The organism is uncultured Roseobacter sp., from assembly GCF_947488185.1.
Lineage (GTDB): Bacteria > Pseudomonadota > Alphaproteobacteria > Rhodobacterales > Rhodobacteraceae > Roseobacter.
Genome location: NZ_CANKYM010000002.1, coordinates 784,374 through 807,073 on the forward strand (window position 1 = coordinate 784,374; position 22,700 = coordinate 807,073).

Sequence of the window (22,700 nt, forward strand, 5' to 3'; positions counted from 1 at the left end):
ATGTCCCGCGCCACCCTCATCAACACAGCCCTATTCCTGATGCTGCCAATCACAGCGCTTGTGGCACTAGCACTGGATGAACCCTTCATCATCACACTGGCGACCAAGGTCGCGATCCTTGCACTTGCAGGCGTCGGGCTGAACATCGCGCTGGGCCTCGGCGGTCTGGTCAGCCTCGGACACGCGGCGTTTTTCGGTATCGGTGGCTATGCGATGGGCATCCTCGCCCATCACGCCCAGACCTTCACCCCGTTGATGGAGGCGCCCTTCCTGCTCGAAGGCACCAAGTTCATGCCGGTGATCTGGGTGGTTGCGGTGATCGCGGGGGCGCTGGCCGCACTCGCAATCGGGGCGCTCAGCCTGCGCACCTCCGGTGTCTATTTCATCATGATCACGCTCGCTTTTGGTCAGATGCTCTATTACTTCGCGATCAGCTGGCCCGCATACGGGGGCGAAGACGGGCTGTCGATCTATGTCCGCAACGGCTTCCCGGGGCTGAACACGCTCGATCCGATCCAGTTCTTTGTCCTTTGTTTTGTGATCCTGGCCCTTGTGCTTTTCTGCACGGGCAGGCTTGCCGCCGCGCCCTTTGGCCTGGCGCTTTCCGCTGCGCGCCAGAACGCCGAGCGGGTGGAGACCGTGGGTCTTTCACCCTACCGGCTGCGCCTGCTCGCCTTTGTGATCTCCGGCGCGGTCACCGCCCTTGCCGGCGCTCTCTTTGCCGATCTCAACCGCTTTGTCAGCCCGACCATGCTGAGCTGGCATATGTCGGGCGAAATCATGATTTTCGTCATTCTCGGCGGGGTGGGGCGGCTCTTTGGTCCTGTCGCGGGAGCCGCCCTTTTTATTCTGCTGGAGCACGTGCTGGGCGGGTTGAGCGATTTCTGGCACGTCTATCTCGGTCTCCTGCTGCTGCTGGTCGTATTGTTTGCGCGGGGCGGCATGATTGGTCTGGCCGCTGGACGTGAGGTGGCCCATGACTGAGCCGCTCTTACAGATCAAATCGCTGAACAAATCCTTTGGCGCGCTCAAGGCTACGGATGACGTATCCCTGACCCTCTACCCGCGCGAAATCCACGCGCTGATTGGGCCCAATGGCGCAGGAAAATCGACCCTGATCAAGCAGGTGGCGGGTGGGTTGCAGCCAAACTCGGGTGAGATCTGGTTTGACGGGCGCGATGTCACCGGCCTGAGCACCGTGGCCCGCGCGCGGGCGGGATTGGGTCGAACCTTCCAGATCTCTTCGCTGGCGATGGAGTATACCGTCCTTCAAAACGCGGTTCTGGGTGCCCTCGGGCACAGTGGCGCGGTCTGGCGCTTTTTCAATCCGGTCATGGGTAACGCGCCCCTGCGCAACGCAGCGATAGCAGCCCTTGAGCGTGTCGGGCTGGTCGAGCATGCCGCCAAACGCACCGCTGACCTCAGCCACGGGCAGCGCCGCCTGCTGGAAGTGGCCGTTGCGCTGACCCTGCAACCACGCGTTTTCCTGATGGATGAACCGATGGCCGGGCTGGGGGCCAGCGGGTCAAAGCGGCTGACCGGATTTCTCGACGGTTTGCGCAGCGAGGCACCGATCCTCCTGGTCGAACACGACATGGATGCGGTCTTTGCCCTCGCGGATCGCATCTCCGTGCTGGTTTACGGCAAGATCATCGCCACAGGCACAGCGGAGGAAATCAGGTCTAACCCCGCCGTGCGCGAGGCCTACCTCGGCGAGGAGGACGCTGCATGAGTTTCCTCACGCTGGATGGGATCGAAGCATTCTACGGCCCGTCTCAGGCGCTGTTTGGCGTCAACCTGTCGCTGGCCGAAGGCGAGGTGTGTGCACTTATGGGCCGCAACGGCATGGGCAAATCCTCGACCATCAAGGTGATCTGCCGCCTGTTGAAACACAGCGCCGGGCATCTGGCCTTTGACGGGCAGGACATGGCGGCGGTGCCACCGCATAAGGCGGCGCGCGCAGGTCTGGGGTTGGTGCCGGAGGGACGGCGCTGCTTTCCCAACCTCACCGTGCGCGAAAACCTGATTGCGGCGGCACGTCCCGGGCATTGGGATTTTGATCAGGTCGCCCGCCTGTTCCCGCGTCTGGCGGAGCGGCAGGACCAATCCGCCGCTTCGCTCTCGGGCGGGGAGCAGCAGATGCTGTCGATTGGTCGCGCGCTGATGACGAACCCGCGGCTTTTGTTGCTGGATGAGGCGACGGAAGGGCTCGCGCCCGTCGTGCGGCAGGAAATCTGGGCGGCTGTGCGACAGTTGAAATCGAGCACCGGCATGACGATCCTTGTGGTCGACAAATCGCTGGCTGAACTGCGTCAGGTCGCCGACAGCGCGGTGATCCTCGAACGTGGCGCCACGGTCTGGTCCGGGGCCATGGCGCAGGTCACACCTGCGGTTGCCGATCAGTTCCTCGGGGTCTGAGCATCATCTCTGCAGCGCGCGCATTGTTTGCGTGCTTGCAAAGATCACGGCGGCAAGGCTGACGATGGTTGGGCCGGTTGGCGTATCGAGCGCGAAGGACACCAGCAACCCGCCGAGGGCGGAGGCGGCACCGATCAGCGCAGCGATAACGGCCATGGTTTCAGGTGCCCGGGCAAGGGGCCGGGCAGCGGCGGCAGGGATGATCAGCAGCGCCGCAATCAACAGCGCGCCGACCACCTTGATCGCCACGGCCACCGTGATCGCCAGCGCGAGGGTCAGCACCAGTTGCTCCCTTTTCGGGTCCACGTCGCTGGCGCGGGCCATGTCCGGGCTCAGGGTGGAGGAGAGCAGGGCAGACCACCGCCACGCCACGAGGCCGAGCACAGCCAGCGCGCCGCCCCAGATGATCAGCAGATCGCCCTTGGAGACGGCCAGAATATCGCCCACCAGATAGCTGAGCAGATCGACGCGTACGTTCGGCAGAAAGGATACCGCCACCAGCCCGAAAGCCAGCGCCGCATGCGCCAGCACACCCAGCAGCGCGTCACTGCCGACACCGCGCCCGGTCAGCAGGCTCAGCAGCAGCGCCATGAGGAGTGCGATCACCAGCACGCCGCCAAAGATCGGCAGATCGATGGCCAACGCCAGCGCCACCCCGAGGATCGCCGCATGAGAGGTGGCGTCACCGAAATAGGCCATCCGTCGCCACACCACGAAACAGCCCAAGGGCGCAGCGGCAATGGCCACACCCAAGCCGGCAAGGGCGGCACGCACCAGAAAATCACCAAGCATTATTCTGCTGCCTCGTGGCTGTGGTCGCAGTCCGGCCCGTGGCTGTGGCTGTGTTCGTGACGGTAGAGCGCCAACGCGCCCTGCGTGCCGGTGCCGAAGAGCGCGCGGTATTCCGGCGCGCTGGCTACGATTTCCGGCGTGCCCTCGCAGCAGATGTGACCGTTGAGGCAGAGCACCCGGTCAGAGGCGGCCATCACCACGTGCAGATCATGGCTGACCATCAGCACCGCACATCCCTTTTGCCGCCGCACAGCTTCGATCTGGCGATAAAAGCCCGCAGCACCCGGTTGGTCGAGCCCCTGCGTTGCCTCATCCAGGATTAGCAACTCCGGTGCGCTCAGCAGGGCGCGGGCCAGCAGCACCCGCTGAAACTGGCCACCGGACAGCGCCGTCATCTGGTGGTCCGCCAGATCGGGCACACCGGCTTCTTGCAGGGCCTCGGCCACCTGTGCCGCACCGATCCGCCGCGGCAGGTTCAGGAACCGGCCCACCGTCAGCGGCAGGGTGGGGTCGATCACAAGGCTTTGCGGCACATATCCGATTTTCAGACCGCGTTTGCGGGTGATCTTGCCGCGGACAGGGGTCAGGGCGCCGATCAATGCGCGCAGCAGGCTGGACTTGCCGGATCCATTCGGTCCGACAATGGTGACGATCTCGCCGGGGTTCAGGGTGAAATTCACACCGCGCAACACGGTGCGTCCCTGATAGGCCAGCGACAGGTCGCTGGTGCGCAGCAGCGCGCTCACCGCGCGGGCTCCTGACAGGAAGGGCAGAGGCCCCGGGCTTCGACCACCGTGTGTTCGATCTGAAAGCCTGCGGCACGGGCGGCATCGCCGAGGCGGCCGGAGGTCATCGCGGTGTCCGCTTCGGCCACTGCCTTGCAGCCCCGACAGATCAGGAAGGCAGGGGAGTGGTCGGTGCCGGAATGGGCGCAGGCGATATAGGCGTTCAGCGCTTCGATCTTATGCGCCAGCCCGGTCTTGACCAGAAAATCGAGCGCCCGGTAGGCAACTGGCGGCTGCGACCCCAGACCTTCATCCGCCAGCTGCGCCAGCAGATCATAAGCGCCAAGAGCCCGATGCTCGCGCAGCAGTATTTCCAGCGTACGTTGCCGTACAGGTGTGAACTTGAGTCCTTCCTTTTCGCAATGCGCGCGCATGCGCCATCAAGTCTGCGACACAGGCGGTATGATCATGTGCGCAAAAGCCAATCGCGGCCATGGGCCTCTCCCTCAGAAAAGAATTGATATGTTATAACATGCCTGTTAACAGAACCGGCGAATTCATACAAGGTTTTCCCATGCGCGCCGTTTTCTCCATTCTTACCGTTTTTCCCCTGTCTCAGCCAGCCGTCGCCGACACGCCCCGAGTCGTGACGGACATCGCCCCAATTCACAGCCTCGTGGCCCGCGTGATGGAGGGGGTCGGCACGCCTGACCTGATCCTGCCTCCCGGCGCATCACCCCATGGATATGCCATGCGCCCCTCCGAAGTGCGTGCGATCTCCTCTGCTGATGTCATTGTCTGGGTCGGGCCCGCACTGACACCTTGGCTGGCGGACACGCTGGACACGCTGGCCCCTGATGCGCAGCAGCTTGAATTGATGGAAGCCGCAGGCGTCACGCACCTGCCGTTCAGAATCGGTGCGATGTTCGACGCGCATGATGATCACGATCATGACGGCCACGCCGAAGAGGCGAACCACGATGACCATAACGATCACAACGCGCATGATGACCATGACGACCACAACGGGCATGATGATCATGACAAACATGACGGTCACGACACGCACGAGGCCCATGAAGCGCAGGATGCCCATGATGATCATGATCACGCACATGGTGCCGAAGATCCGCACATCTGGCTTGATCCGCACAATGGCCAGGCGATCCTGACGGCGATTTCGAACAGTCTGGCGGACGCCGACCCACAAAACGCCGACCTTTACCGCGACAACGCGGCGGCGGGCGTACGCGAACTGAAAGAGATCGAGGCCAAGATCAAGGCACGTCTTGACCCGCTTCAGGGCAGGCCGTTCATTGTATTCCATGACGCCTACCACTATTTCGAAGCGCGATTTGGCATTGAGGCGATCGCGGCGATCAGCCTTGCAGACGGTGGCGCGGCCAGTGCCGGTCATTTGGCCGAGGTGCGCGATACCGTGGCAGCGACTGGCGCGCGCTGTGCGCTGATCGAACCCGAGGCGCGGGAAGGGCTGATTGATGCGGTCTTCGCGGAAGCGGATATTCGGATGGAAACCGTGTATCCGCTGGGTTTGGAAAGTGATTTAGGATTAACGCTTTATGGGCAGCTCTTGATGCAGACATCGGAGGCGATTGCGCGCTGCCTTGCGGACTAGGTTACAGAATAAAGGCCCCGCGGGGGGATGCGGGGCCTTACATTGTCTGAAATGACTTTAACAATCTCTTAGATGGCGATTTTACCGCCACCCTGTTTGGTCACCACAACAACCGACGGACGCGGCGGCATGGCTGGGTCGAAGTCGGGCCAGCGGGTTGCCGGATCTTCGAACGTTGAGTTGCGCTCGAAGCCCTTGAAGTCCTTAGTGCCGTCCGTGCCGGGGTGCTGCACTGCAAGGAATAGTGTCTCGCCACTGTCGTGGAAATAGGGACCGCAGAGCTCGCCGCCCACCGGGCAGCGGAAGAACAGCTTGGAGTGCCCGCGCAGGTCTCCTTCGGTTTCCAGCGCATAGAGCCCGTCGGATTTGCCGGTCTTGCCCCAGCTGGAACCCTGATCGGTCGAGATCCAGAGACGGCCATCGGCGTCGATGGCGCAGTTGTCGGGCGAGCCGAACCAGCCGTTTTCGGAGGTTTCCGGGTTCCACTGTGCGCCGACCTCTTCGATGGTCGGATCACCGCATTTCACCAGGATCGACCAGGTGCCCTTGGTGGACGCGTGGTCCTCACCGTCTTCCTTGATCTCGATGATGTGACCAAAGGACGACTCAGGTCGCGGATTGGCGGCATTTACCTGATCCGGCTGACGACGGGTGTTGTTGGTCAACATGATATAGGCGGTGCCGTTCGGGCCCGGTTGTGCGTCCTCGGGGCGGTCCATCGGGGTGGCCCCCAGCAGGTCGGCGGCGATGCGTGTGTCGATCATCACATCCGCCTGGCTGTTGAACCCGTTCTCCGCCGTGAGCGGGCCTTGCCCGTGTACCAGAGGCATCCATTCGACCGTACCGTCGGCAGCAAAGCGCGCCACATAAAGCGTGCCGTCCGACATCAGCGGGCTGCCAAAGACGGAGTTTTCATCCGTGACCGTGCCGCCGGAGACGTATTTATACTGGTAGTCAAAGCGGTTGTCGTCACCCGAGTAGATCACCAGCTTGCCGCTGGAAGAGACCGTTGTCTCCGCCCCCTCATGCCGGAAGCGGCCCAGAGCGGTGTGTTTGATCGGCGCGGCATCTGGGTTGCGCGGGTCTACTTCGACGATCCAGCCCCAGCGGTTGGGCTCGTTTGGCTCCTTGTCGATGTTCCAGCGGTCGTGGTGCTGGCCCCACGCGTACCAGCGGCCGGGCACACCGTAGCGTTTCATGTTGGCCGCTTCCGGTTGAGCAGAAATGTCCGGCTTGTCTTCGCCGTCCACCACATCGGTCCAGAAATAGCCGTGGAAGTTTTCCTCCGCCATCAGATAGGTGCCCCAGGGCGTCATACCACCGGCGCAATTGTTCACCGTACCGATCACGGTCATGCCCTCTGGGTCCGCATTGGTCTTCATCCGGTCGTGACCGGCGGCGGGGCCATCAATGGTCATCTCGGTGTTCAGCGGGGTGATACGGCGGTTGTATTGGCTGTCACGCACCAGCGCCCATTTGCCATCGTCACCCTGCGCAATCTCGACCACCGAGCCGCCATGCGCGGCCATCTCGATGTCCACCAGTTCTTTGGTCATGCCTTTGAACCCGTCGCGGTCCTGACGGCCCAGGCCTGGGAACATGACTTCCTCATTGGTGTATTCATGGTTCACACAAAGCAGCCCGCGCGTGCCCTCGTCGTTCAGCGCCGTGAAGCCCACATAGTCGTTGTTATAGCCAAACTGCTTCAGCTGCGCCGCAGCGGTCTGGTTCATCACGTCGAACTCGGGTGCATCGGCGGTGATCGGATCGCCCCAGCGCAGCAGGATATCGGCATTGTACCCTTCGGCGATATGGTGCTTTTCGTCATTGCCCCAGGTGAGTTCGTCGAAGTTGTAGCGACCCTTGGCATGGCCCGCGGCGGTCGCCTGCCGCGGCGCAATCATCGCTGAGGTCCCGAAAAGCGCGGTTGTCGCGGACACGCCCAGCATGCCCTTGAGCATGTCGCGGCGGCCATATCGGCTGTTGATCACATCGCCGATCGTACGGCTCAGATTTGGGTTTGTCGGAATATCGTCAAAAGCCTCATAGGCTTCCGCTTTGTTTCCATGCTCCGGGTCATTGATGATATCTCTGCGGTTCATATGCTTCCTCTGTCGGTGGCGTTGATATGGGCGTGGCAGCGAATCCGTGCCACGTGGCTTCTGTCTTGCTCTGCCCGGCGGATGTAACGCGCGTATGACTGACTACGCAGCTGTTAAGAATCCCCCGCAAAAAAGGTTAATACCTCAGGCGTGTTGAAGCAACTTATGCTAGAATTTCAGATGTGTGAAATTCTGAAAGAACAGCAGAAGTGCATTTTTTATCAGTGAGTAACGACGCGATCTTGATGGATTCCGGCAAGGCGTTGTGGCGACCGCTGCGGCGCTGATACTGCCCGGCCAGCGCTGCATTTACAGCTACCCGCTTCGCGGCTTTGCATGGTGACGATTGGCGTGACACACCTCCATCTTGGCTGGTCTCCGCCGGATCAACCGGAGCGTTGCACATACCGGAGGGCCGCCGCTTTTAAAGAGCCGCGGGCGCGTGTTCCGGTAGAGCCGAGATGGCTCCACGCCTCTGCCGAAGATTGCAACGGCCCCCCTTGCAGCCCCCCGGCGCCGATACTAAGCTTTGCGTAACGGTTCGCGGGGTATGGTCCCCCGAACACCAACTGACAGGCATCCCCTCATGAACGATCCCATCGACACCTATATGAATCTTGTCCCCATGGTTGTGGAACAAACCAGCCGGGGCGAGCGTGCATATGACATCTTTTCGCGCCTGCTGAAGGAGCGGATCATCTTCCTCTCAGGGCCCGTGCACGACGGCATGTCGCAGCTGATCGTGGCCCAGCTGCTGCACCTTGAGGCGGAAAACCCGTCGAAGGAAATCAGCATGTACATCAATTCGCCGGGTGGCGTGGTCACCAGCGGCCTGTCGATCTACGACACCATGCAATATATCAAGCCCAAGGTTTCCACATTGGTCATCGGGCAGGCAGCCTCCATGGGATCGCTGCTTTTGACAGCAGGTGAGGCCGGCATGCGGTTCTCGCTGCCGAACTCCCGCGTGATGGTGCACCAGCCCTCGGGCGGCTATCAGGGTCAGGCGACGGATATCATGATCCACGCGCAGGAAACCCAGAAACTCAAGACGCGCCTGAATGAGATCTACGTGAAGCACACCGGACAAACCCTTAAAAAGGTTGAAGATGCGCTGGAACGTGACAACTTCATGTCGCCGGAAGAAGCGAAAAAATGGGGTCTCATCGACGAGATCGTCGAGAGCCGCAATAAGGATGAGGACGACAGCTAAACGTCACGCCGGAGGCACAGTCAGTTTACCATTTAGCGATTGTGGACCTGCCAGCGCTGGCCTAAGCTGCCATAAAGACAACGCAGCACGCGTTTTACGCCGCGTGCTGCCGGACACACGCAAGACCTGAAAGGGTTGACATGGCTACGAATTCGACGGGCGACAGCAAGAATACCCTCTATTGCAGCTTCTGCGGCAAGAGCCAGCATGAGGTGCGCAAGCTGATCGCCGGGCCAACCGTTTTCATCTGCGATGAATGCGTTGAGCTCTGCATGGACATCATCCGCGAAGAGACCAAGGCTTCCGGTCTCAAGGCCACGGATGGGGTGCCGACGCCCAAAGACATCTGCGAGGTGCTCGATGACTACGTGATCGGGCAGGCCATGGCCAAACGCGTGCTGTCGGTCGCCGTGCACAACCACTACAAGCGGTTGAACCACGCCCAAAAGGGCGGCGACATCGAACTGGCCAAGTCGAACATCCTGTTGATCGGCCCCACGGGGTGCGGCAAGACGCTGCTGGCCCAGACGCTGGCGCGCATTCTGGATGTGCCCTTCACCATGGCCGATGCCACCACGCTGACCGAAGCGGGCTATGTCGGGGAAGATGTCGAGAACATCATTCTGAAACTGCTGCAGTCCTCTGAGTATAACGTGGAGCGCGCGCAGCGCGGCATCGTCTATATCGACGAGGTCGACAAGATCACCCGCAAGTCCGAAAACCCCTCGATCACCCGTGATGTCTCGGGCGAGGGTGTGCAGCAGGCTTTGCTCAAGCTGATGGAAGGCACCGTGGCTTCCGTGCCGCCGCAGGGCGGGCGCAAGCATCCGCAGCAGGAATTCCTGCAGGTGGACACGACGAACATCCTCTTTATCTGCGGTGGTGCCTTTGCAGGCCTCGACAAGATCATCGCGGCGCGCGGCAAGGGGTCGGCCATGGGCTTTGGCGCTGACGTACGCGACAATGACGAACGCGGGGTAGGCGAGATTTTCACCGATCTTGAGCCAGAGGATTTGCTGAAATTCGGCCTCATCCCGGAGTTTGTCGGTCGTCTGCCTGTTCTGGCAACGCTGGAAGATCTGGACGAAGACGCGCTGGTGACCATCCTGACCCAGCCCAAGAACGCGCTGGTCAAGCAGTATCAACGTCTCTTCGAGTTGGAAGATACAACGCTTTCCTTCACCGAAGACGCGCTTTCGGCCATCGCCAAGCGCGCGATCGAACGCAAAACCGGCGCGCGGGGCCTGCGGTCCATTCTGGAAGACATCTTGCTCGACACGATGTTCGATCTGCCGGGGCTGGATAGTGTCACGGAGGTGGTGGTGAATGAAGAGGCCGTGGTATCCGAGGCTGCGCCGCTGATGATCCACGCGGACGCAGAGAAAGAGCCAGCCAGCGCGGGCTGATCTCTGTTGAAATTCCATCAAGGCAGGTCTTTTCGGGCCTGCCTTTTTTGCGCGGCGCGTTCGTATCTGAGGCAGAACATGCCCGCGCCTCGTATTGCAGCATCCAGCCGGGCAGTCAGGCAGCGGGCGCAGGGCAAAGGTTCAAGCGGCATACAAAGGGAGCATGCTCATGGCGATTCAGCGCATCAAATCAGGTGGCGAGTACGAAGATAAAATCGGCTACTGCCGTGCGGTTGTAGCAGGCGGCTGGGTACATGTCGCGGGGACAACCGGGCAAGGCGACACGGTTTTGCAACAATGCAAATCGGCTTTGCAAATCATCGAGACGGCTTTGCAAACTGCTGGTACCAGTTTTGCAAATGTGGTGCGTGTCACCTATATGCTGCCTGATGCCGCTGACTTCGCGCCCTGTTGGCCCCTGCTGTCGGAGGCCTTTGGTGCGAATCCCCCGGCGGCTACCATGATCGAATGTGGTCTGATTGACCCGAAATTCCGCATCGAGATCGAGGTGACGGCGCTTCTTCCGAAATAGGCGGGTGAAAGCCACTTCACGCGACGCATCCATCTGGACGTTTCGCACGCAATCGGCCATACGTTGAGACGACAGTGCGACCGGAGGCATTTCATGGGACTTCTGACTTCTATCCTGCGCGCAGTGACCTGGTGGAATGGCCAGACGCTGAACACGCAGCTTTGGACTTGGCGCAAGGGCATCAAGGTCGGCGAGGACAGTCAGGGGAATATTTTCTATGAAAACAAGGACAAAAGCCGTCGCTGGGTGATTTACAACGGCGAGGCTGAGGCCAGCCGTATCGACCCGGAGTGGCACGGCTGGTTGCACCGCACGTGGGAAGCGGCCCCGACAGAAGCGCCCTTGCCGCGCAAATCATGGGAAAAACCGCATCAGGAAAACCTGACGGGTACCGCACTCGCATACGCGCCGAAGGGATCCATCCGCCGGTCGGATCCCGCGCCGCGCAGCGATTACGAGGCCTGGTCGCCGGAGTAATGAGTTAAATGTCTGAAAACACTACCGAAGTCATCGTTGGCGCGGGGGTTCTGGCCGCCGCTATCGGCTTTGTCATTTATGCAAGCCAGGTGTCGGGTTTTACCGGCACGGCAACCACTTATCCGCTGGAGGCCAGTTTTCGCAGCCTCGAAGGGGTCAGCGTGGGCACGGATGTGCGCCTCGCGGGCGTGCGCGTGGGCACCGTCGCAGCGGTTGATCTCAACCCCGAGACCTACCGCGCCGATACCACCGTCTCCGTGCAGCAGGGCATCGAAATCCCCGATGACAGCGCCATCGTGATTTCCTCCGAAGGGCTGCTGGGCGGGAACTTCGTGGAAATCGTGCCGGGCGGGTCGCCGTTCTACTTTGAGGCCGGCGATACGATCACGGACACGCAAGGCGCGGTGAGCCTTGTCTCCCTGCTCTTGAAATTCGTGAGTGGTTCGTCTGAATGATCTGGCGGGCCGCGCTGCTGATCGGGGTGATGGCGAACGCGGCGGGCGCCCAGCAGGTGACCGAAGCCGAAGGGGCCATCCTGCGTGGCCTAGATAAGATCAGTGGACAGGTCTACGACATCGAGATGAAAGCCGGTCAGACGGCGGTGTTCGAACAACTCCGGATCACGTTGAATTCCTGCCGCTTCCCGGTTGGCAACCCCTCGGGAGACGCCTTTGCCGCGTTGGAGATCGCGGATCGGGTGCAGGGGTCCACTGTCTTTTCAGGATGGATGATCGCATCGGCACCGGCGCTGTCGGCCATGGATCACGCGCGCTATGACCTTTGGGTGATGCGGTGCACCACCTCCTGAGGGCTGCGCAGCGACGGCGCGGTAAAACTGGCGGGTAAATCCTGCGCTACGGCCAGCGCGCGATGGTAGGTCGCCCGTGACACTTCCAGCCCGCCCATGGACGCAAGATGCTCTGTCAGGAACTGCGTGTCAAAGAGTTTGAACCCACCCTCGTTCAGCCGATCCACCAGGCAGGCCAATGCAATTTTCGACGCGTTGGTGCGGCGTGAGAACATGCTTTCACCGAAGAATGCGGCGCCCAGCGTCACGCCGTAGACCCCGCCTACGAGGGTTCCACCCTCCCAGACCTCAAGCGAATGCGCTTGACCGTCCTCGTGCAAGGCCATGTAAAGGCGCCGGATTTCCGCATTGATCCAGGTGTCCGCGCGATCTGCGCAGCCTTCGACGACGCCCGCGAAATCCTGGTTGATGCTGATCTCGAAGCGCGTGTTCCGCATGGCGCGGCGCAGCGACCGCGAGGCGTGAAAGCCATCCAGCGGCATCACGCCCCGGCGCTGCGGGTCCACCCAGAAAATCTCCGGATCGTCGCGATGTTCGGCCATGGGGAAAATCCCCGAGGCATAGGCCTGCATCAAGACATCCGGGGTCAGGCGCACCGCTCAGCGTCAGCCGTCGCCGAGATTGGTTTCCAGCCAATGCTCCAGCCAGTGGATGTTGTAGTTGCCCGTGAGCACGTCCTCTTCCTGCAAGAGCGCATGGAAGAGCGGCACGGTGGTGTCGACGCCGTCAACGATCAACTCGCCCAGGGCCCGGTTCAGGCGGGCCAGTGCCTCGGGCCGGTCGCGCCCGTGCACGATCAGTTTGCCGATCAGGCTGTCGTAGTAGGGCGGGATGGAATAGCCGTCATAGAGCGCCGAGTCCATCCGCACCCCCAGACCGCCGGGCGCGTGATACTGCGTGATCCGCCCCGGGCAGGGCGCGAAGTTCGGCAGTTTTTCGGCGTTGATCCGCACCTCGATGGAATGGCCGTTGATGGTCAGGTCTTCCTGCTGGAAAGACATCTCCATGCCAGAGGCCACGCGGATTTGTTCACGTACCAGATCGACGCCAAAGATGGCTTCTGTGACGGGATGTTCCACCTGCAGGCGGGTGTTCATCTCGATGAAGTAGAACTCGCCGTTCTCATAGAGGAACTCGATTGTACCGGCACCGGTGTAGTTGATCCGTGCGACGGCATCCGAACAAACCTTGCCGATGGCGGCACGTTCTTCGGCGGAAATGGCGGGGCCGGGGGCCTCTTCGAACACCTTCTGATGGCGCCGTTGCAGGGAGCAGTCGCGCTCGCCCAGATGCACCGCGCGGCCCTTGCCATCGCCAAAGACCTGAATTTCGATGTGGCGCGGCGTGGTCAGGTATTTCTCGATATAAACTTCGTCATTGCCGAAGTTGGATTTGCCCTCGGCCCGGGCGGTCAGAAAGGCTTTTTCCATCTCGCCCGCGTTCTGCGCGACCTTCATGCCACGCCCGCCACCGCCTGCCGTGGCCTTGATGATGACCGGGTATCCCATGTCCTCGCCGAGGCGTTTGGCTTCTTCCAGCGTGGCTACGCCGCCGTCCGATCCGGGCACGCAAGGAACGCCGAGCTTCTTCATGGTGTCCTTGGCGGTGATCTTGTCGCCCATGATGCGGATATGTTCCGCCGTGGGGCCGATGAAGGTCAGGTCATGATCCTCGACCACCTGCACGAAGCCTGCGTTTTCCGACAGAAAGCCGTAGCCGGGGTGAATGGCTTCGGCCCCGGTCACCTCGCAGGCTGCGATGATGGCAGGTACCGAGAGGTAGCTTTGCGCGCCCGAGGGCGGGCCGATGCAGACGCTTTCGTCGGCCATGCGCACATGCATCGCGTCGCTGTCGGCGGTGGAATGCACGGCGACCGTGGCAATGCCCATCTCGCGGGCGGCACGTACGACGCGCAGCGCGATCTCGCCGCGGTTGGCTATCAGGATTTTTTCGAACATGTCCCGCGCCCCTTATTCAAGGATCACAAGCGGCGTGCCGAATTCCACCGCCGCACCATCCTCGACGATGATACGCTTAACGGTCCCGGCCCGGGGGGCGGGAATGTGGTTCATGGTTTTCATTGCCTCGACGATCAGCAGGGTGTCGCCTTCGTCCACGCTGGCCCCGACCGAGATAAAGGCTGGCGCACCGGGTTCCGCCTGCATGTAAACCGTGCCGACCATGGGTGAAGTGACTGCGCCGGGGTGGTTTGCCGGGTCTTCCCCGCCTTCGGCGGCGGGCGCTCCTGCGGAGGGTGCAGGCGCTGCCGGGGCTGCGGCCGCCGGGGCTGGTGCCGCAATCTGGCTCACCACGGGTTGCGCTTGTTGCAGATGGCGGCTGACGCGCACATTCAGGCTGTCATCGGCGCCGTAGTCCCGTTTGACCTGCAGCTCTGTCAGATCGTTTTCCCGCAGCAATTCGGCCAGGGCCTGAATAAAGGCCACATCGGCGTCATGGTTCTTTTTTGTCATGTAAGTCCTCGACCATTCGGGGGAGCCTTGTTTTGTGCGGCCCTTGTTCCTGCTTCCCTGTTATAGGGGAAGGTCAGAGCCATGAAAACCCGCCTCTTGCAGCGGTGTCCGGGGCGCGTAGATTGGGCTATGAGGGAGGGGTATTTGATGAATCTGGCACATTGGCTTGAACGCACTGCAACGGCGATGCCGGACCGTCCGGCGTTGTTCCTGGGCCAGCAGCAGATCGCCAGCTATGGCGCGTTTTTTGCGCAAGCCCGCGCGGTGGCGGGGTGGCTGCAGGCGCAGGGTGTGGGGCCGGGGGACCGTGTCGCTATCTTCATGAAGAACGTGCCCGACTATCTGGTGGTCTTCTACGGGATCTGGTCGCTGGGCGCTGTGGTCGTACCGATCAACGCCAAGCTGCACGGGCGCGAGGCGGCCTATATTCTTGAGGACACAGGCGCCGCGCATGTCTTTGTCTCGCCCGATTTGCGCGGGGGCCTGAGCGACGCTGGCGTTGCCGTGCCGATGACCGAGGCGCCGGGCTTGGCCTTTGACGCCGTCGTGCGCCATGCGCCGATCCAGACCATCGCGCCCCGGTCCGCAGAAGACCTTGCCTGGCTCTTTTACACCTCCGGGACGACAGGCAAGCCCAAGGGGGTGATGATCACCTTCCGCATGCTCACAACCATGAGCCTGTGCTACACGCAGGACGCCGACCCGGTGCACCCGGAGGATACAACGCTCTATGCCGCGCCGATGAGCCATGGCGCGGGCATCTACAACATGATGCATGTCCGGGCGGGGGCGCGGCATGTCTGTCCGGCGTCCGGCGGGTTCGATCCCGGTGAAATCTTCGATCTTGCCGCGCATTTCGGGTCCGTCCAGATCTTTGCCGCCCCGGCAATGGTGCAGCGGATGACCCATGTGGCCAAGGCCACGGGCCGCGATGGGGCTGGTCTGCGCACGGTCGTGTATGCGGGCGGGCCGATGTACAACGCGGACATTATCGAAGCCGTGGACCATTTCGGCCCAATTTTCGTGCAGATTTACGGGCAGGGGGAGTGTCCCATGGGCATCACCGCGCTCAGCCGGGCAGATGTTGCGGATCGCAGTTCTTCGGGCTGGGCGGATCGGCTCCAGTCCGTGGGGCGGGCGCAATCCGCCGTCGAAGTGCAGATTGGCGATGAAAGAGGCGTTCCCGTGGCCCCCGGAACCCATGGCGAAATCATGGTGCGCGGCGATACCGTCATGCCTGGATACTGGCAAAACCCGCAAGCCACGGCGATGACGCTCGTCAATGGCTGGCTGATGACGGGCGACATGGGGTTCATGGATGCGGGCGGCTATGTCACCATGCAGGACCGGTCCAAGGACATGATCATCACTGGCGGTTCGAACGTTTATCCGCGTGAGGTTGAGGAGGTTCTGCTGCGCGATCCGGATGTGTCGGAGGTCTCGGTGGTGGGGCGGGATCATCCGGAATGGGGCGAGGAAGTCGTGGCCTTCATCGTGGGCGATGTCGAGCCCGCGCGGCTGGACGTGCTCTGTCTGGATAACATCGCGCGGTTCAAACGCCCCAAGGCCTATATCCCCATCGAGGCTTTGCCCAAGAACAACTACGGCAAGGTGCTCAAAACCGAGCTCCGCGCCCGTCTGAAATCAAAGGGCGGCACGTAGCGCGCCGCCCTGCGGGGCGGGTCAGTTTTCAGGCTGCAGCACGGCGCAGGTCGTACCATTCGCGCCGATGACAAGGACATCCTCGATCTCGCCCTCGCCAATCGCCCCGGTGCCGCTCCACGGCGTTTCCTGGCTCAGACCCACTTGCCGGTCAGAGACCGTGACACGCGCCCACATGCATTCCGGCATGCCGCTGGCACCGATGGGAAAATCGATCTCCGGCATATCGTAGGTGACAAACCCGTCGCGCACACTGACGCGGTGGTTGCGCACGGCCCATTCCCCCGGCCCGAGAATGGGTGAATCGTCCTTCCAGTCGCCGTCCCGGTTGGCATCGACCAGCACGTTGAAGAATACCTCATGCTCCCCGATGCTGTTGATCTGGACGCGGAAGTTGAGTTTCGCCGGTAGCCTGTCGGGTGTCGAGGGTGCCGCAACCAGCCAGTCGTAGGTCACGCCGTCATCATAGTCGGTGGTGATGTTCGGCACATTTGTCCCCGGTGGCCGCCCCCGGGGGTTGATCGGATCGGGATCGTTTGGGTCGGTATAATCTGCCTCGACCGTGACGTATTCCCCGATCCAGTACCGGCAGCGTACCTGGGCGCGGGGGCCATCGTTGACGCGTCGCGAGGGGAAGGCACCGATGTCGGCGCCCGGTGCCGTATAGCCCGTCGGGGTCTGATCCGGGGCATCGCCGAATTCCTCCCCGTCAAATCCGACGCAATTCGTTGTTGTGAAGGGGTCTTGCGTGAAAAGAACGCAGGCAGAGAGTGTTGCAGTGAACAGAAAAGAGATCATTAAAATCAATCGACTAGGAATAAACATCGTCTTGCTCCCAAGTGTTGAATAGGGGGCAAGTGTGCGCCTCATCGGCGGATCGGTCAAATTGCAGCAAAAAACCCGGTGCGGCGGATGCACCGGGTTTTGTTCGTTTAAACGTAGAATTGTGAGGTCAGATCGCGAGATACTCCTCGCGCAATTCCTTGTTCTCCAGCACCTCTGCTGCGGTGCCGTCAAAGACGATACCACCTGTGTCGAGGATCACGGCGCGATCGGCCAGCTGCAGCGCGCGCACGGCATTTTGTTCGACGAGGATCGTGGTGATGCCCTGTTCCTTGATGATGCGCAGGGTCTTTTCGATTTCATCTACGATCACCGGGGCGAGGCCCTCGTAGGGCTCGTCGAGCAGCAGGACCTTGATGTCCCGGCAGAGCGCGCGGGCGATGGCCAGCATCTGCTGCTCGCCGCCCGACAGCGTGACACCTTCCTGGGTCCGGCGTTCGCGCAGGCGCGGGAAGAGGTCATAGACCCGCTCCAGCGACCAACCGATGGGCGGCGCGATTTGCGCGAGTTTGAGGTTTTCCTCCACCGTCAGCCCCGCGATGATGCGGCGATCTTCGGGCACGAGACCAAGGCCCGCCTGCGAGGCCTGATAGCTGGACATGCTGTGCAGCGGCTGGTGATCGAGCCAGATCTCCCCGCGTTTCACTTCCGGATCGGACAGGCGTGCAATCGCCCGCAGGGTGGAGGTCTTGCCCGCCCCGTTGCGGCCCAGTAGGGCCAGGATCTCCCCCTCGTGCACGTTGAAGCTGATCCCCTGCACGATATAGCTCTCGCCGTAGTAGGCGTGCATGTCCCAGACCGACAGAAAGGCCGGCGCCGTGGCCGCCTGATTGGCGTTTTTGGAAAAATCCGGTTTGACGTTCATCGGTATCGTCCTTCGGTTGGCCGGGTAAGCGGTGGACTAAAGTCCACCCTACCTGTCTGTTTTGAATGTCGTGGCCTCTGTCGTACGGCAGGTAGGGTGGGCTTCAGGCCGCCCTTGCACAAGGCTCACGCCGCGTCCTGGGTCTCGCCCAGATAGGCTTCGCGCACTTTCGGATTGCCCTTGATGTTGTCCGGTGTGTCCTCCACCAGCGGGGTGCCCTGCGCCAGCACGGTAATACGTTCGGCGAGGCTGAAGACCACATGCATGTCGTGTTCGATGATCGCGATGGTGATGTCACGATCCTCGCTGATCTGTTTCAGCAGGTCGATGGTGTTGTTCGTGTCCGCCCGCGCCATGCCGGCCGTGGGTTCATCCAGCAGCAGCAGGCGCGGTTCCTGGCTGAGGCACATCCCGATCTCGAGCCGTCGCTTATCACCGCGCGACAGAGAGCCCGCGTGCATCGCACGTTTGTCGGCCATGTTCATGTCTTCCAGCATGTGCTCGGCCCGTTCGATCATGTCGCGCTGCGACGGGATCGACGAGAGTGCATTGAGCTGAAACGCCCCGTCGCGCTTGGCAAAACAGGGGATCATCATGTTTTCCATCACGCTCAGATCGGCAAAGATCTCCGGCGTCTGGAACACACGGGAGATGCCCATCTGGTTGATCTCATAAGGCTTGCGTCCGAGCACCGATTGCCCGTCAAACATCACTGATCCGGTATCGGGGATCAGCTTGCCCACAAGGCAGTTCAGCAGCGTGGATTTCCCCGCGCCATTGGGCCCGATGATCGCATGCACCGAGTTTTCGGCGATGCTCAGGTTCACATCTCCAAGCGCCTGCAGGCCCCCAAAGCGTTTGCCGACGTTCTTAACTTCGAGAATTCCCATGTCTTCTCTCCTTATTCGGCCGGGGTTGTTTTGCCATCGGGCTTGTCATCCGCTGGCTTCTTGCGCTTGAAGAGCCGGCCGATCCGCTGGCCGCCTTCGACCAGACCGCCGGGCAGGAAAATCACCACCAGCATGAAAAGGATGCCAAGTGTGAGATGCCAGCCCTTGCCGATAAAGGGGTAGACCAGCGTGATCAGCAAATCTTCGATCCCGTCGGGCATGAAGGCGAACCACTGTTCCAGGATCGATTTGTTGATCTTGGAGACGATGTTTTCCATGTACTTGATGAAACCCGCGCCCAGCACTGGCCCGATCAGCGTGCCCGCGCCGCCAAGGATGGTCATCAGAACGACTTCCCCGGAGGCGGTCCAGAACATCCGTTCGGCGCCCACCTGCGTGTCCATCGCGACCAGCAGACCGCCAGCGAGCCCGGCATACATGCCCGAGATCACGAAGGCCGCCAACGTGTAGGGCTTGGCGTTCAGCCCGGTGTAGTTCAGCCGCTGCTGGTTCGATTTCACCGCGCGCAGCATCATGCCAAAAGGTGAGCGGAAGATACGGATCGAGATGTAGAAGGCGATCAGCATCACAATGGCCGCCAGATAGTAGCCGGCGTTGAAGGTGAAGACCCAGTTGCCCACCGCCATCTCATAGCTTTGGTTCATTTGCAGGCCAAAGAGGTTGGCACGCGGGGTCTCACCCGCAGCCAGGACACCGTCGAGGATGCGCGGATCGTTCACTTTGGGTTGCAGCCCGGTTTCACCGCCGGTGATCGGTGTCAGCACCGAATAGGCCAGCGAATAGGACATCTGCGCAAAGGCCAGTGTCAGGATCGAGAAGTAGATGCCCGAGCGGCGCAAGCTGATCCAGCCTACCAGCAGCGAGAAGAGGCCCGCCACCAGCACCGAGATGATGATCGCGGGGATCACGTTCATCGTGAGCAGCTTCATCATCCAGATTGCGGCGTAGGAACCGACCCCGAGGAAGGCCGCGTGCCCGAAGCTGAGGTAGCCCGTGAGACCAAAGAGAATGTTGAAGCCGATGGCGAAAATGCCAAAGATCACCAGCCGCTGCATCAGATCCGGATAGCCCGCGTTGAACTGCGCCATGGCGGAGCCCTCGGGGAAGGGGTTCAGGATGAAGGGGGCAAAGACGCAGAGGATGGCGACGATGATCAGGAGGGTGAAGTCTTTTTTTGTCAGGCCCATGATTATTCCTCCATCACGCCTTTGCGGCCCATCAGGCCGCGTGGACGGGTAAGCAAGATGATGATGGCGACCAGGTAGATGATGATCTGGTTGATGCCTGGCAGGGTCTCAAGCACGATGGCCATGGAGGCGAAGCTTTCAAGGATGCCGAGCAGGAAACCTGCTAGCACAGCACCAGACAGCGAGCCCATGCCGCCGACAACAACCACAACAAAGCTGAGCACAAGGAAATCCATGCCCATGTGGTAATTGGGCGAGTTGATCGGGGTGTACATCACCCCTGCAAGGCCTGCCACGGCGGCGGCGATCCCGAACATGATGGTAAAGCGCTTGTCGATATTGATGCCCAAAAGGCCAACGGTCTCGCGGTCGGCCATGCCGGCGCGCACGACCATGCCAAAGGTGGTGAATTGCAGGAAGGCAAAGACCGCGCCAATGATCACGGCGGCAAAGGCAAAATAGACAAGCCGCCAGTAGGGGTAGATGATCGTATTCGGATCGAAGCCCAGCATCGCGCCGAAATCAAAGGAGCCGCGGAAGGCGTCAGGCGCAGGCGTGGGGATCGGGTTGGCGCCGTAGAAATACTTGATGATCTCCTGCAGCACGATGGCAAGGCCGAAGGTGACAAGGATCTGATCGGCGTGGGGGCGCTTGTAAAAGTGCTTGATCAGCCCGCGTTCCATCGCAAAGCCGATGCCGACCATGACGGGGATCGCAAAGAGGATCGACAATGGCACCGCCCAGTCGATGATCACATCGCCCGTAGTCTGCCCGAAGATGTCATAGATGTAAGGCACCTCCACCTTCAGTGGATTGCCCAGGAAATCCTTTTGCGTCTCGTCGATCACCGTGTGGCTGAGCGTCAGGATACGGCTCAGCGTGACCGCGCAGAAGGCCCCGATCATGAACAGCGCCCCATGGGCGAAATTCACCACGCCGAGCGTGCCGAAAATCAGTGTCAGACCCAGCGCAATCAGCGCATAGGCAGAGCCTTTGTCGAGGCCATTGAGAATTTGCAGGATGATTGCGTCCATGGTCCCACCTTCATGAAACGGTCGTGGCCCCGGAGATCCCGGGGAGGACAGGGCGGAGGCTGGCTCCGCCCTGTAAGAGGTCAGGCGCCCGGATTACAGGTGCCCAAGCTACCGCCCGCGAACTGCGGGTGATCCGGCGCATATGTCACCTGCTCAACAGGTGTTACCTCAACGATTTCGAGAAGGTCGAACTCCGAAGTCGGGTTCTCTTTCCCTTTCACGACCAGCACGTCCTTGAAGCACTGGTGGTCGTCGGCACGGTAGAGCGTCTTGCCGTTGCCCATGCCGTCGAACTCGAAGCCTTCGAGCGCCTCGACAACGCCACACGGGTTGAACGTGCCCGCACGTTCGCAGGCATCCGCATAGAGCAGCGCCTGGACATAGCAGGTGTGCGCGGCTTGAGACGGCGGGAAGCCGTATTTGGTGCCGAAGGACTGCACGAATGCCTTGGAGCCTTCGTCGGTGAGCGACCAGTGCCAGTTTGTCGAGCCAAAGATGCCCTTCACGTTGGCACCCGCACCCTTCGCCATCAGGCGCGAGTAGAGTGGCACGATGATCTGGAAGTCCTTGCCGTTGACCTGCTTGTCACGCAGGCCGAACTGCACGGCATTGGTCAGCGAGTTGACCATGTTGCCGCCGTAGTGGTTCAGCACCAGCGTGTCGGCACCCGATTGCAGCACCGGTGCGATATAAGAGGAGAAATCGGTCTGTGTCAGCGGTGTTTTCACGGCCGCAACGGTTTCCCAGCCCATCGCTTCGGTGGAGGATTTCACCGCTTCTTCGGTGGTGTAGCCCCAGTTGTAATCAGCGGTCAGGTGGTAGGCCTTGCGGTCCGAACCATAGGCGTTTTTCAGCACCGGTGCCAAGGCGGCACCCGACATGTAGGAGTTGAAGAAGTGGCGGAAACCGTTGGCCCGCTTGTCTTTCCCCGTGGTGTCATTGGAGTGCGTGAGGCCCGCCATGAAGATCACGCCTGCCTCCTGGCAGAGCGCCTGCACGGCCACGGCCACCCCGGAGGAGGAACCACCGGTGATCATCACCGCGCCGTCTTTTTCGATCATCGACTTGGCAGAGGCGCGTGCGGCATCCGATTTTGTCTGCGTATCGCCCGTGACATATTCGACCTTCTTGCCGAGGATGCCGTTGCCCTGCAGGGCCTTGGACGTGAATGTATTCATCATGCCGCCGTCGCCGCCCCCGTTCAGGTGCTCGACCGCCAGCTCATAGGCGCGCAGCTCGTCCGCGCCCTCATCCGCATAGGGACCGGACTGAGGCACGTTGAAGCCCAGGGTCACAGTGTCGCCCTGCGGGGCGTTCAGATAGCCTGCATGCGCATCGGCACGCAGATACGTCGGCAGTGTCAGACCAGCGGCACCGGCCACGGCACCGGTCTTGATCAGACCGCGACGCGTAAGTTTCGAATTGGACATGAAAATCCTCCCAGTTGGTAAAACGAACACCCGATGTTTCCTCCAAAATCGGGCGCGCGATGCACAAAGGTGCAAACTTAGTTATCGCGCAGTAAGTGAAAATTGCGCAACAAGTGCCTTGAAATGCTCATTTATTTTGTAAATAAATCGACAGATTGGCAGGGTGATTTGTAAATTAAATGATGTTG

23 protein-coding genes and 1 pseudogene are annotated in these 22,700 nt (G+C 61.1%); 11 read left to right on the forward strand and 13 right to left on the reverse strand.

Going from position 1 to position 22,700, the window contains the following annotated elements; all coding sequences use genetic code 11:
• From Q1A52_RS09725 to Q1A52_RS09735, 3 genes are read left to right on the forward strand one after another with little or no spacing between them, the layout of a single operon-like run.
• Positions 1–984, forward strand: a complete 984-nt coding sequence (locus Q1A52_RS09725) for a branched-chain amino acid ABC transporter permease (RefSeq protein WP_300014147.1) — start codon at positions 1–3, stop codon at positions 982–984.
• Positions 977–1,732, forward strand: a complete 756-nt coding sequence (locus Q1A52_RS09730) for an ABC transporter ATP-binding protein (protein WP_300014150.1) — start codon at positions 977–979, stop codon at positions 1,730–1,732. The genes Q1A52_RS09725 and Q1A52_RS09730 overlap by 8 nt, the downstream gene beginning before the upstream one ends.
• Entirely contained in the window at positions 1,729–2,418 is a 690-nt protein-coding gene (locus tag Q1A52_RS09735; protein WP_300014153.1) for an ABC transporter ATP-binding protein, read from the forward strand. The genes Q1A52_RS09730 and Q1A52_RS09735 overlap by 4 nt, the downstream gene beginning before the upstream one ends.
• Positions 2,419–2,421: 3 nt before the next feature.
• Here the strand turns inward: Q1A52_RS09735 and Q1A52_RS09740 are convergent, their stop codons facing one another.
• The 3 genes and pseudogenes from Q1A52_RS09740 to Q1A52_RS09750 all read right to left on the reverse strand — a co-directional run bounded on the left by Q1A52_RS09740 (position 2,422) and on the right by Q1A52_RS09750 (position 4,430).
• Positions 2,422–3,210, reverse strand: coding sequence for a metal ABC transporter permease (locus tag Q1A52_RS09740; RefSeq protein WP_300014156.1), 789 nt, complete (start codon positions 3,208–3,210; stop codon positions 2,422–2,424).
• Positions 3,210–3,956: a metal ABC transporter ATP-binding protein gene (locus tag Q1A52_RS09745; protein WP_300014159.1), complete on the reverse strand. Its 747-nt coding sequence runs from the start codon at positions 3,954–3,956 to the stop codon at positions 3,210–3,212. The genes Q1A52_RS09740 and Q1A52_RS09745 overlap by 1 nt, the downstream gene beginning before the upstream one ends.
• Positions 3,953–4,430 (reverse strand): annotated as a pseudogene (locus Q1A52_RS09750) (Fur family transcriptional regulator). Before Q1A52_RS09750 ends, Q1A52_RS09745 begins: the two are co-directional and overlap by 4 nt.
• A 79-nt stretch (positions 4,431–4,509) precedes the next feature.
• On the opposite strand from Q1A52_RS09750, the gene Q1A52_RS09755 reads away from it, so the two are divergent.
• Entirely contained in the window at positions 4,510–5,571 is a 1,062-nt protein-coding gene (locus Q1A52_RS09755; protein WP_300014162.1) for a zinc ABC transporter substrate-binding protein, read from the forward strand.
• Positions 5,572–5,639: 68 nt separating this feature from the next.
• On the opposite strand, the gene Q1A52_RS09760 is transcribed toward Q1A52_RS09755, so the two are convergent.
• Positions 5,640–7,673, reverse strand: a complete 2,034-nt coding sequence (locus tag Q1A52_RS09760; RefSeq protein ID WP_300014166.1) for a PhoX family phosphatase — start codon at positions 7,671–7,673, stop codon at positions 5,640–5,642.
• A 586-nt stretch (positions 7,674–8,259) separates the two neighbouring features.
• Here Q1A52_RS09760 and Q1A52_RS09765 point away from each other — a divergent pair.
• The 6 genes from Q1A52_RS09765 (at position 8,260) to Q1A52_RS09790 (ending at position 12,109) form a co-directional block, all read left to right on the forward strand.
• Positions 8,260–8,886, forward strand: a complete 627-nt coding sequence (locus Q1A52_RS09765) for an ATP-dependent Clp protease proteolytic subunit (RefSeq protein ID WP_300014169.1) — start codon at positions 8,260–8,262, stop codon at positions 8,884–8,886.
• 140 nt (positions 8,887–9,026) lie between these two features.
• Entirely contained in the window at positions 9,027–10,292 is a 1,266-nt protein-coding gene (gene clpX / locus Q1A52_RS09770; RefSeq protein ID WP_300014172.1) for an ATP-dependent Clp protease ATP-binding subunit ClpX, read from the forward strand.
• 169 nt (positions 10,293–10,461) lie between these two features.
• Positions 10,462–10,824: a RidA family protein gene (locus tag Q1A52_RS09775; RefSeq protein WP_300014175.1), complete on the forward strand. Its 363-nt coding sequence runs from the start codon at positions 10,462–10,464 to the stop codon at positions 10,822–10,824.
• A gap of 93 nt (positions 10,825–10,917) precedes the next feature.
• On the forward strand, positions 10,918–11,301 hold the full coding sequence (locus tag Q1A52_RS09780; RefSeq protein ID WP_299777147.1) for an NADH:ubiquinone oxidoreductase subunit NDUFA12: 384 nt from the start codon (positions 10,918–10,920) through the stop codon (positions 11,299–11,301).
• 8 nt (positions 11,302–11,309) lie between these two features.
• Positions 11,310–11,756 (forward strand): outer membrane lipid asymmetry maintenance protein MlaD, encoded by a 447-nt coding sequence (gene mlaD / locus Q1A52_RS09785; RefSeq protein WP_299777145.1) that lies wholly within the window; start codon positions 11,310–11,312, stop codon positions 11,754–11,756.
• Positions 11,753–12,109, forward strand: a complete 357-nt coding sequence (locus Q1A52_RS09790) for a DUF2155 domain-containing protein (RefSeq protein ID WP_300014178.1) — start codon at positions 11,753–11,755, stop codon at positions 12,107–12,109. The genes mlaD and Q1A52_RS09790 overlap by 4 nt, the downstream gene beginning before the upstream one ends.
• Here the strand turns inward: Q1A52_RS09790 and aat are convergent.
• The 3 genes from aat to accB are packed head-to-tail and all read right to left on the reverse strand — an operon-like array spanning position 12,073 to position 14,580.
• Entirely contained in the window at positions 12,073–12,705 is a 633-nt protein-coding gene (aat, locus tag Q1A52_RS09795) for a leucyl/phenylalanyl-tRNA--protein transferase (RefSeq protein WP_300014181.1), read from the reverse strand. The two genes, Q1A52_RS09790 and aat, sit on opposite strands and share 37 nt — an antisense overlap.
• A gap of 9 nt (positions 12,706–12,714) precedes the next feature.
• Complete coding sequence (gene accC / locus Q1A52_RS09800) at positions 12,715–14,067, reverse strand: acetyl-CoA carboxylase biotin carboxylase subunit (protein WP_300014186.1); 1,353 nt, start codon at positions 14,065–14,067, stop codon at positions 12,715–12,717.
• 12 nt (positions 14,068–14,079) lie between these two features.
• On the reverse strand, positions 14,080–14,580 hold the full coding sequence (gene accB, locus Q1A52_RS09805) for an acetyl-CoA carboxylase biotin carboxyl carrier protein (protein WP_300014189.1): 501 nt from the start codon (positions 14,578–14,580) through the stop codon (positions 14,080–14,082).
• A gap of 147 nt (positions 14,581–14,727) precedes the next feature.
• Between accB and Q1A52_RS09810 the strand changes: the two genes are divergently transcribed.
• The gene (locus Q1A52_RS09810; protein ID WP_300014192.1) at positions 14,728–16,242 is read left to right on the forward strand and encodes a class I adenylate-forming enzyme family protein; all 1,515 of its coding nucleotides are present in this window, start codon (positions 14,728–14,730) and stop codon (positions 16,240–16,242) included.
• A gap of 21 nt (positions 16,243–16,263) precedes the next feature.
• Here the strand turns inward: Q1A52_RS09810 and Q1A52_RS09815 are convergent, their stop codons facing one another.
• The 6 genes from Q1A52_RS09815 to Q1A52_RS09840 form a co-directional block, all read right to left on the reverse strand.
• Positions 16,264–17,040 (reverse strand): hypothetical protein, encoded by a 777-nt coding sequence (locus tag Q1A52_RS09815; RefSeq protein ID WP_300014195.1) that lies wholly within the window; start codon positions 17,038–17,040, stop codon positions 16,264–16,266.
• A 154-nt stretch (positions 17,041–17,194) separates the two neighbouring features.
• Positions 17,195–17,950 carry an ABC transporter ATP-binding protein gene (locus Q1A52_RS09820; protein WP_300014198.1) on the reverse strand — a complete coding sequence of 252 codons (756 nt, stop codon included), beginning with the start codon at positions 17,948–17,950 and terminating at the stop codon, positions 17,195–17,197.
• 125 nt (positions 17,951–18,075) lie between these two features.
• Positions 18,076–18,840 (reverse strand): ABC transporter ATP-binding protein, encoded by a 765-nt coding sequence (locus tag Q1A52_RS09825; RefSeq protein WP_299777128.1) that lies wholly within the window; start codon positions 18,838–18,840, stop codon positions 18,076–18,078.
• An 11-nt stretch (positions 18,841–18,851) separates the two neighbouring features.
• The gene (locus Q1A52_RS09830; RefSeq protein ID WP_300014962.1) at positions 18,852–20,051 is read right to left on the reverse strand and encodes a branched-chain amino acid ABC transporter permease; all 1,200 of its coding nucleotides are present in this window, start codon (positions 20,049–20,051) and stop codon (positions 18,852–18,854) included.
• Complete coding sequence (locus Q1A52_RS09835) at positions 20,051–21,082, reverse strand: branched-chain amino acid ABC transporter permease (RefSeq protein WP_300014201.1); 1,032 nt, start codon at positions 21,080–21,082, stop codon at positions 20,051–20,053. Before Q1A52_RS09835 ends, Q1A52_RS09830 begins: the two co-directional genes overlap by 1 nt.
• Positions 21,083–21,162: 80 nt before the next feature.
• Complete coding sequence (locus Q1A52_RS09840) at positions 21,163–22,512, reverse strand: substrate-binding protein (protein WP_300014204.1); 1,350 nt, start codon at positions 22,510–22,512, stop codon at positions 21,163–21,165.
• Between the last annotated feature and the right edge of the window lie 188 nt (positions 22,513–22,700).

Coding starts and splice junctions, on each gene's coding strand:
- Q1A52_RS09725 (WP_300014147.1), top strand. CDS start 1: ATGTCCCGCGCCACCCTCATCAACACAGCCCTATTCCTGATGCTGCCA.
- Q1A52_RS09730 (WP_300014150.1), top strand. CDS start 977: ATGACTGAGCCGCTCTTACAGATCAAATCGCTGAACAAATCCTTTGGC.
- Q1A52_RS09735 (WP_300014153.1), top strand. CDS start 1,729: ATGAGTTTCCTCACGCTGGATGGGATCGAAGCATTCTACGGCCCGTCT.
- Q1A52_RS09740 (WP_300014156.1), bottom strand. CDS start 3,210: ATGCTTGGTGATTTTCTGGTGCGTGCCGCCCTTGCCGGCTTGGGTGTG.
- Q1A52_RS09755 (WP_300014162.1), top strand. CDS start 4,510: ATGCGCGCCGTTTTCTCCATTCTTACCGTTTTTCCCCTGTCTCAGCCA.
- Q1A52_RS09760 (WP_300014166.1), bottom strand. CDS start 7,673: ATGAACCGCAGAGATATCATCAATGACCCGGAGCATGGAAACAAAGCG.
- Q1A52_RS09765 (WP_300014169.1), top strand. CDS start 8,260: ATGAACGATCCCATCGACACCTATATGAATCTTGTCCCCATGGTTGTG.
- clpX (WP_300014172.1), top strand. CDS start 9,027: ATGGCTACGAATTCGACGGGCGACAGCAAGAATACCCTCTATTGCAGC.
- Q1A52_RS09775 (WP_300014175.1), top strand. CDS start 10,462: ATGGCGATTCAGCGCATCAAATCAGGTGGCGAGTACGAAGATAAAATC.
- Q1A52_RS09780 (WP_299777147.1), top strand. CDS start 10,918: ATGGGACTTCTGACTTCTATCCTGCGCGCAGTGACCTGGTGGAATGGC.
- mlaD (WP_299777145.1), top strand. CDS start 11,310: ATGTCTGAAAACACTACCGAAGTCATCGTTGGCGCGGGGGTTCTGGCC.
- Q1A52_RS09790 (WP_300014178.1), top strand. CDS start 11,753: ATGATCTGGCGGGCCGCGCTGCTGATCGGGGTGATGGCGAACGCGGCG.
- accC (WP_300014186.1), bottom strand. CDS start 14,067: ATGTTCGAAAAAATCCTGATAGCCAACCGCGGCGAGATCGCGCTGCGC.
- accB (WP_300014189.1), bottom strand. CDS start 14,580: ATGACAAAAAAGAACCATGACGCCGATGTGGCCTTTATTCAGGCCCTG.
- Q1A52_RS09810 (WP_300014192.1), top strand. CDS start 14,728: ATGAATCTGGCACATTGGCTTGAACGCACTGCAACGGCGATGCCGGAC.
- Q1A52_RS09815 (WP_300014195.1), bottom strand. CDS start 17,040: ATGATCTCTTTTCTGTTCACTGCAACACTCTCTGCCTGCGTTCTTTTC.
- Q1A52_RS09820 (WP_300014198.1), bottom strand. CDS start 17,950: ATGAACGTCAAACCGGATTTTTCCAAAAACGCCAATCAGGCGGCCACG.
- Q1A52_RS09825 (WP_299777128.1), bottom strand. CDS start 18,840: ATGGGAATTCTCGAAGTTAAGAACGTCGGCAAACGCTTTGGGGGCCTG.
- Q1A52_RS09835 (WP_300014201.1), bottom strand. CDS start 21,082: ATGGACGCAATCATCCTGCAAATTCTCAATGGCCTCGACAAAGGCTCT.
- Q1A52_RS09840 (WP_300014204.1), bottom strand. CDS start 22,512: ATGTCCAATTCGAAACTTACGCGTCGCGGTCTGATCAAGACCGGTGCC.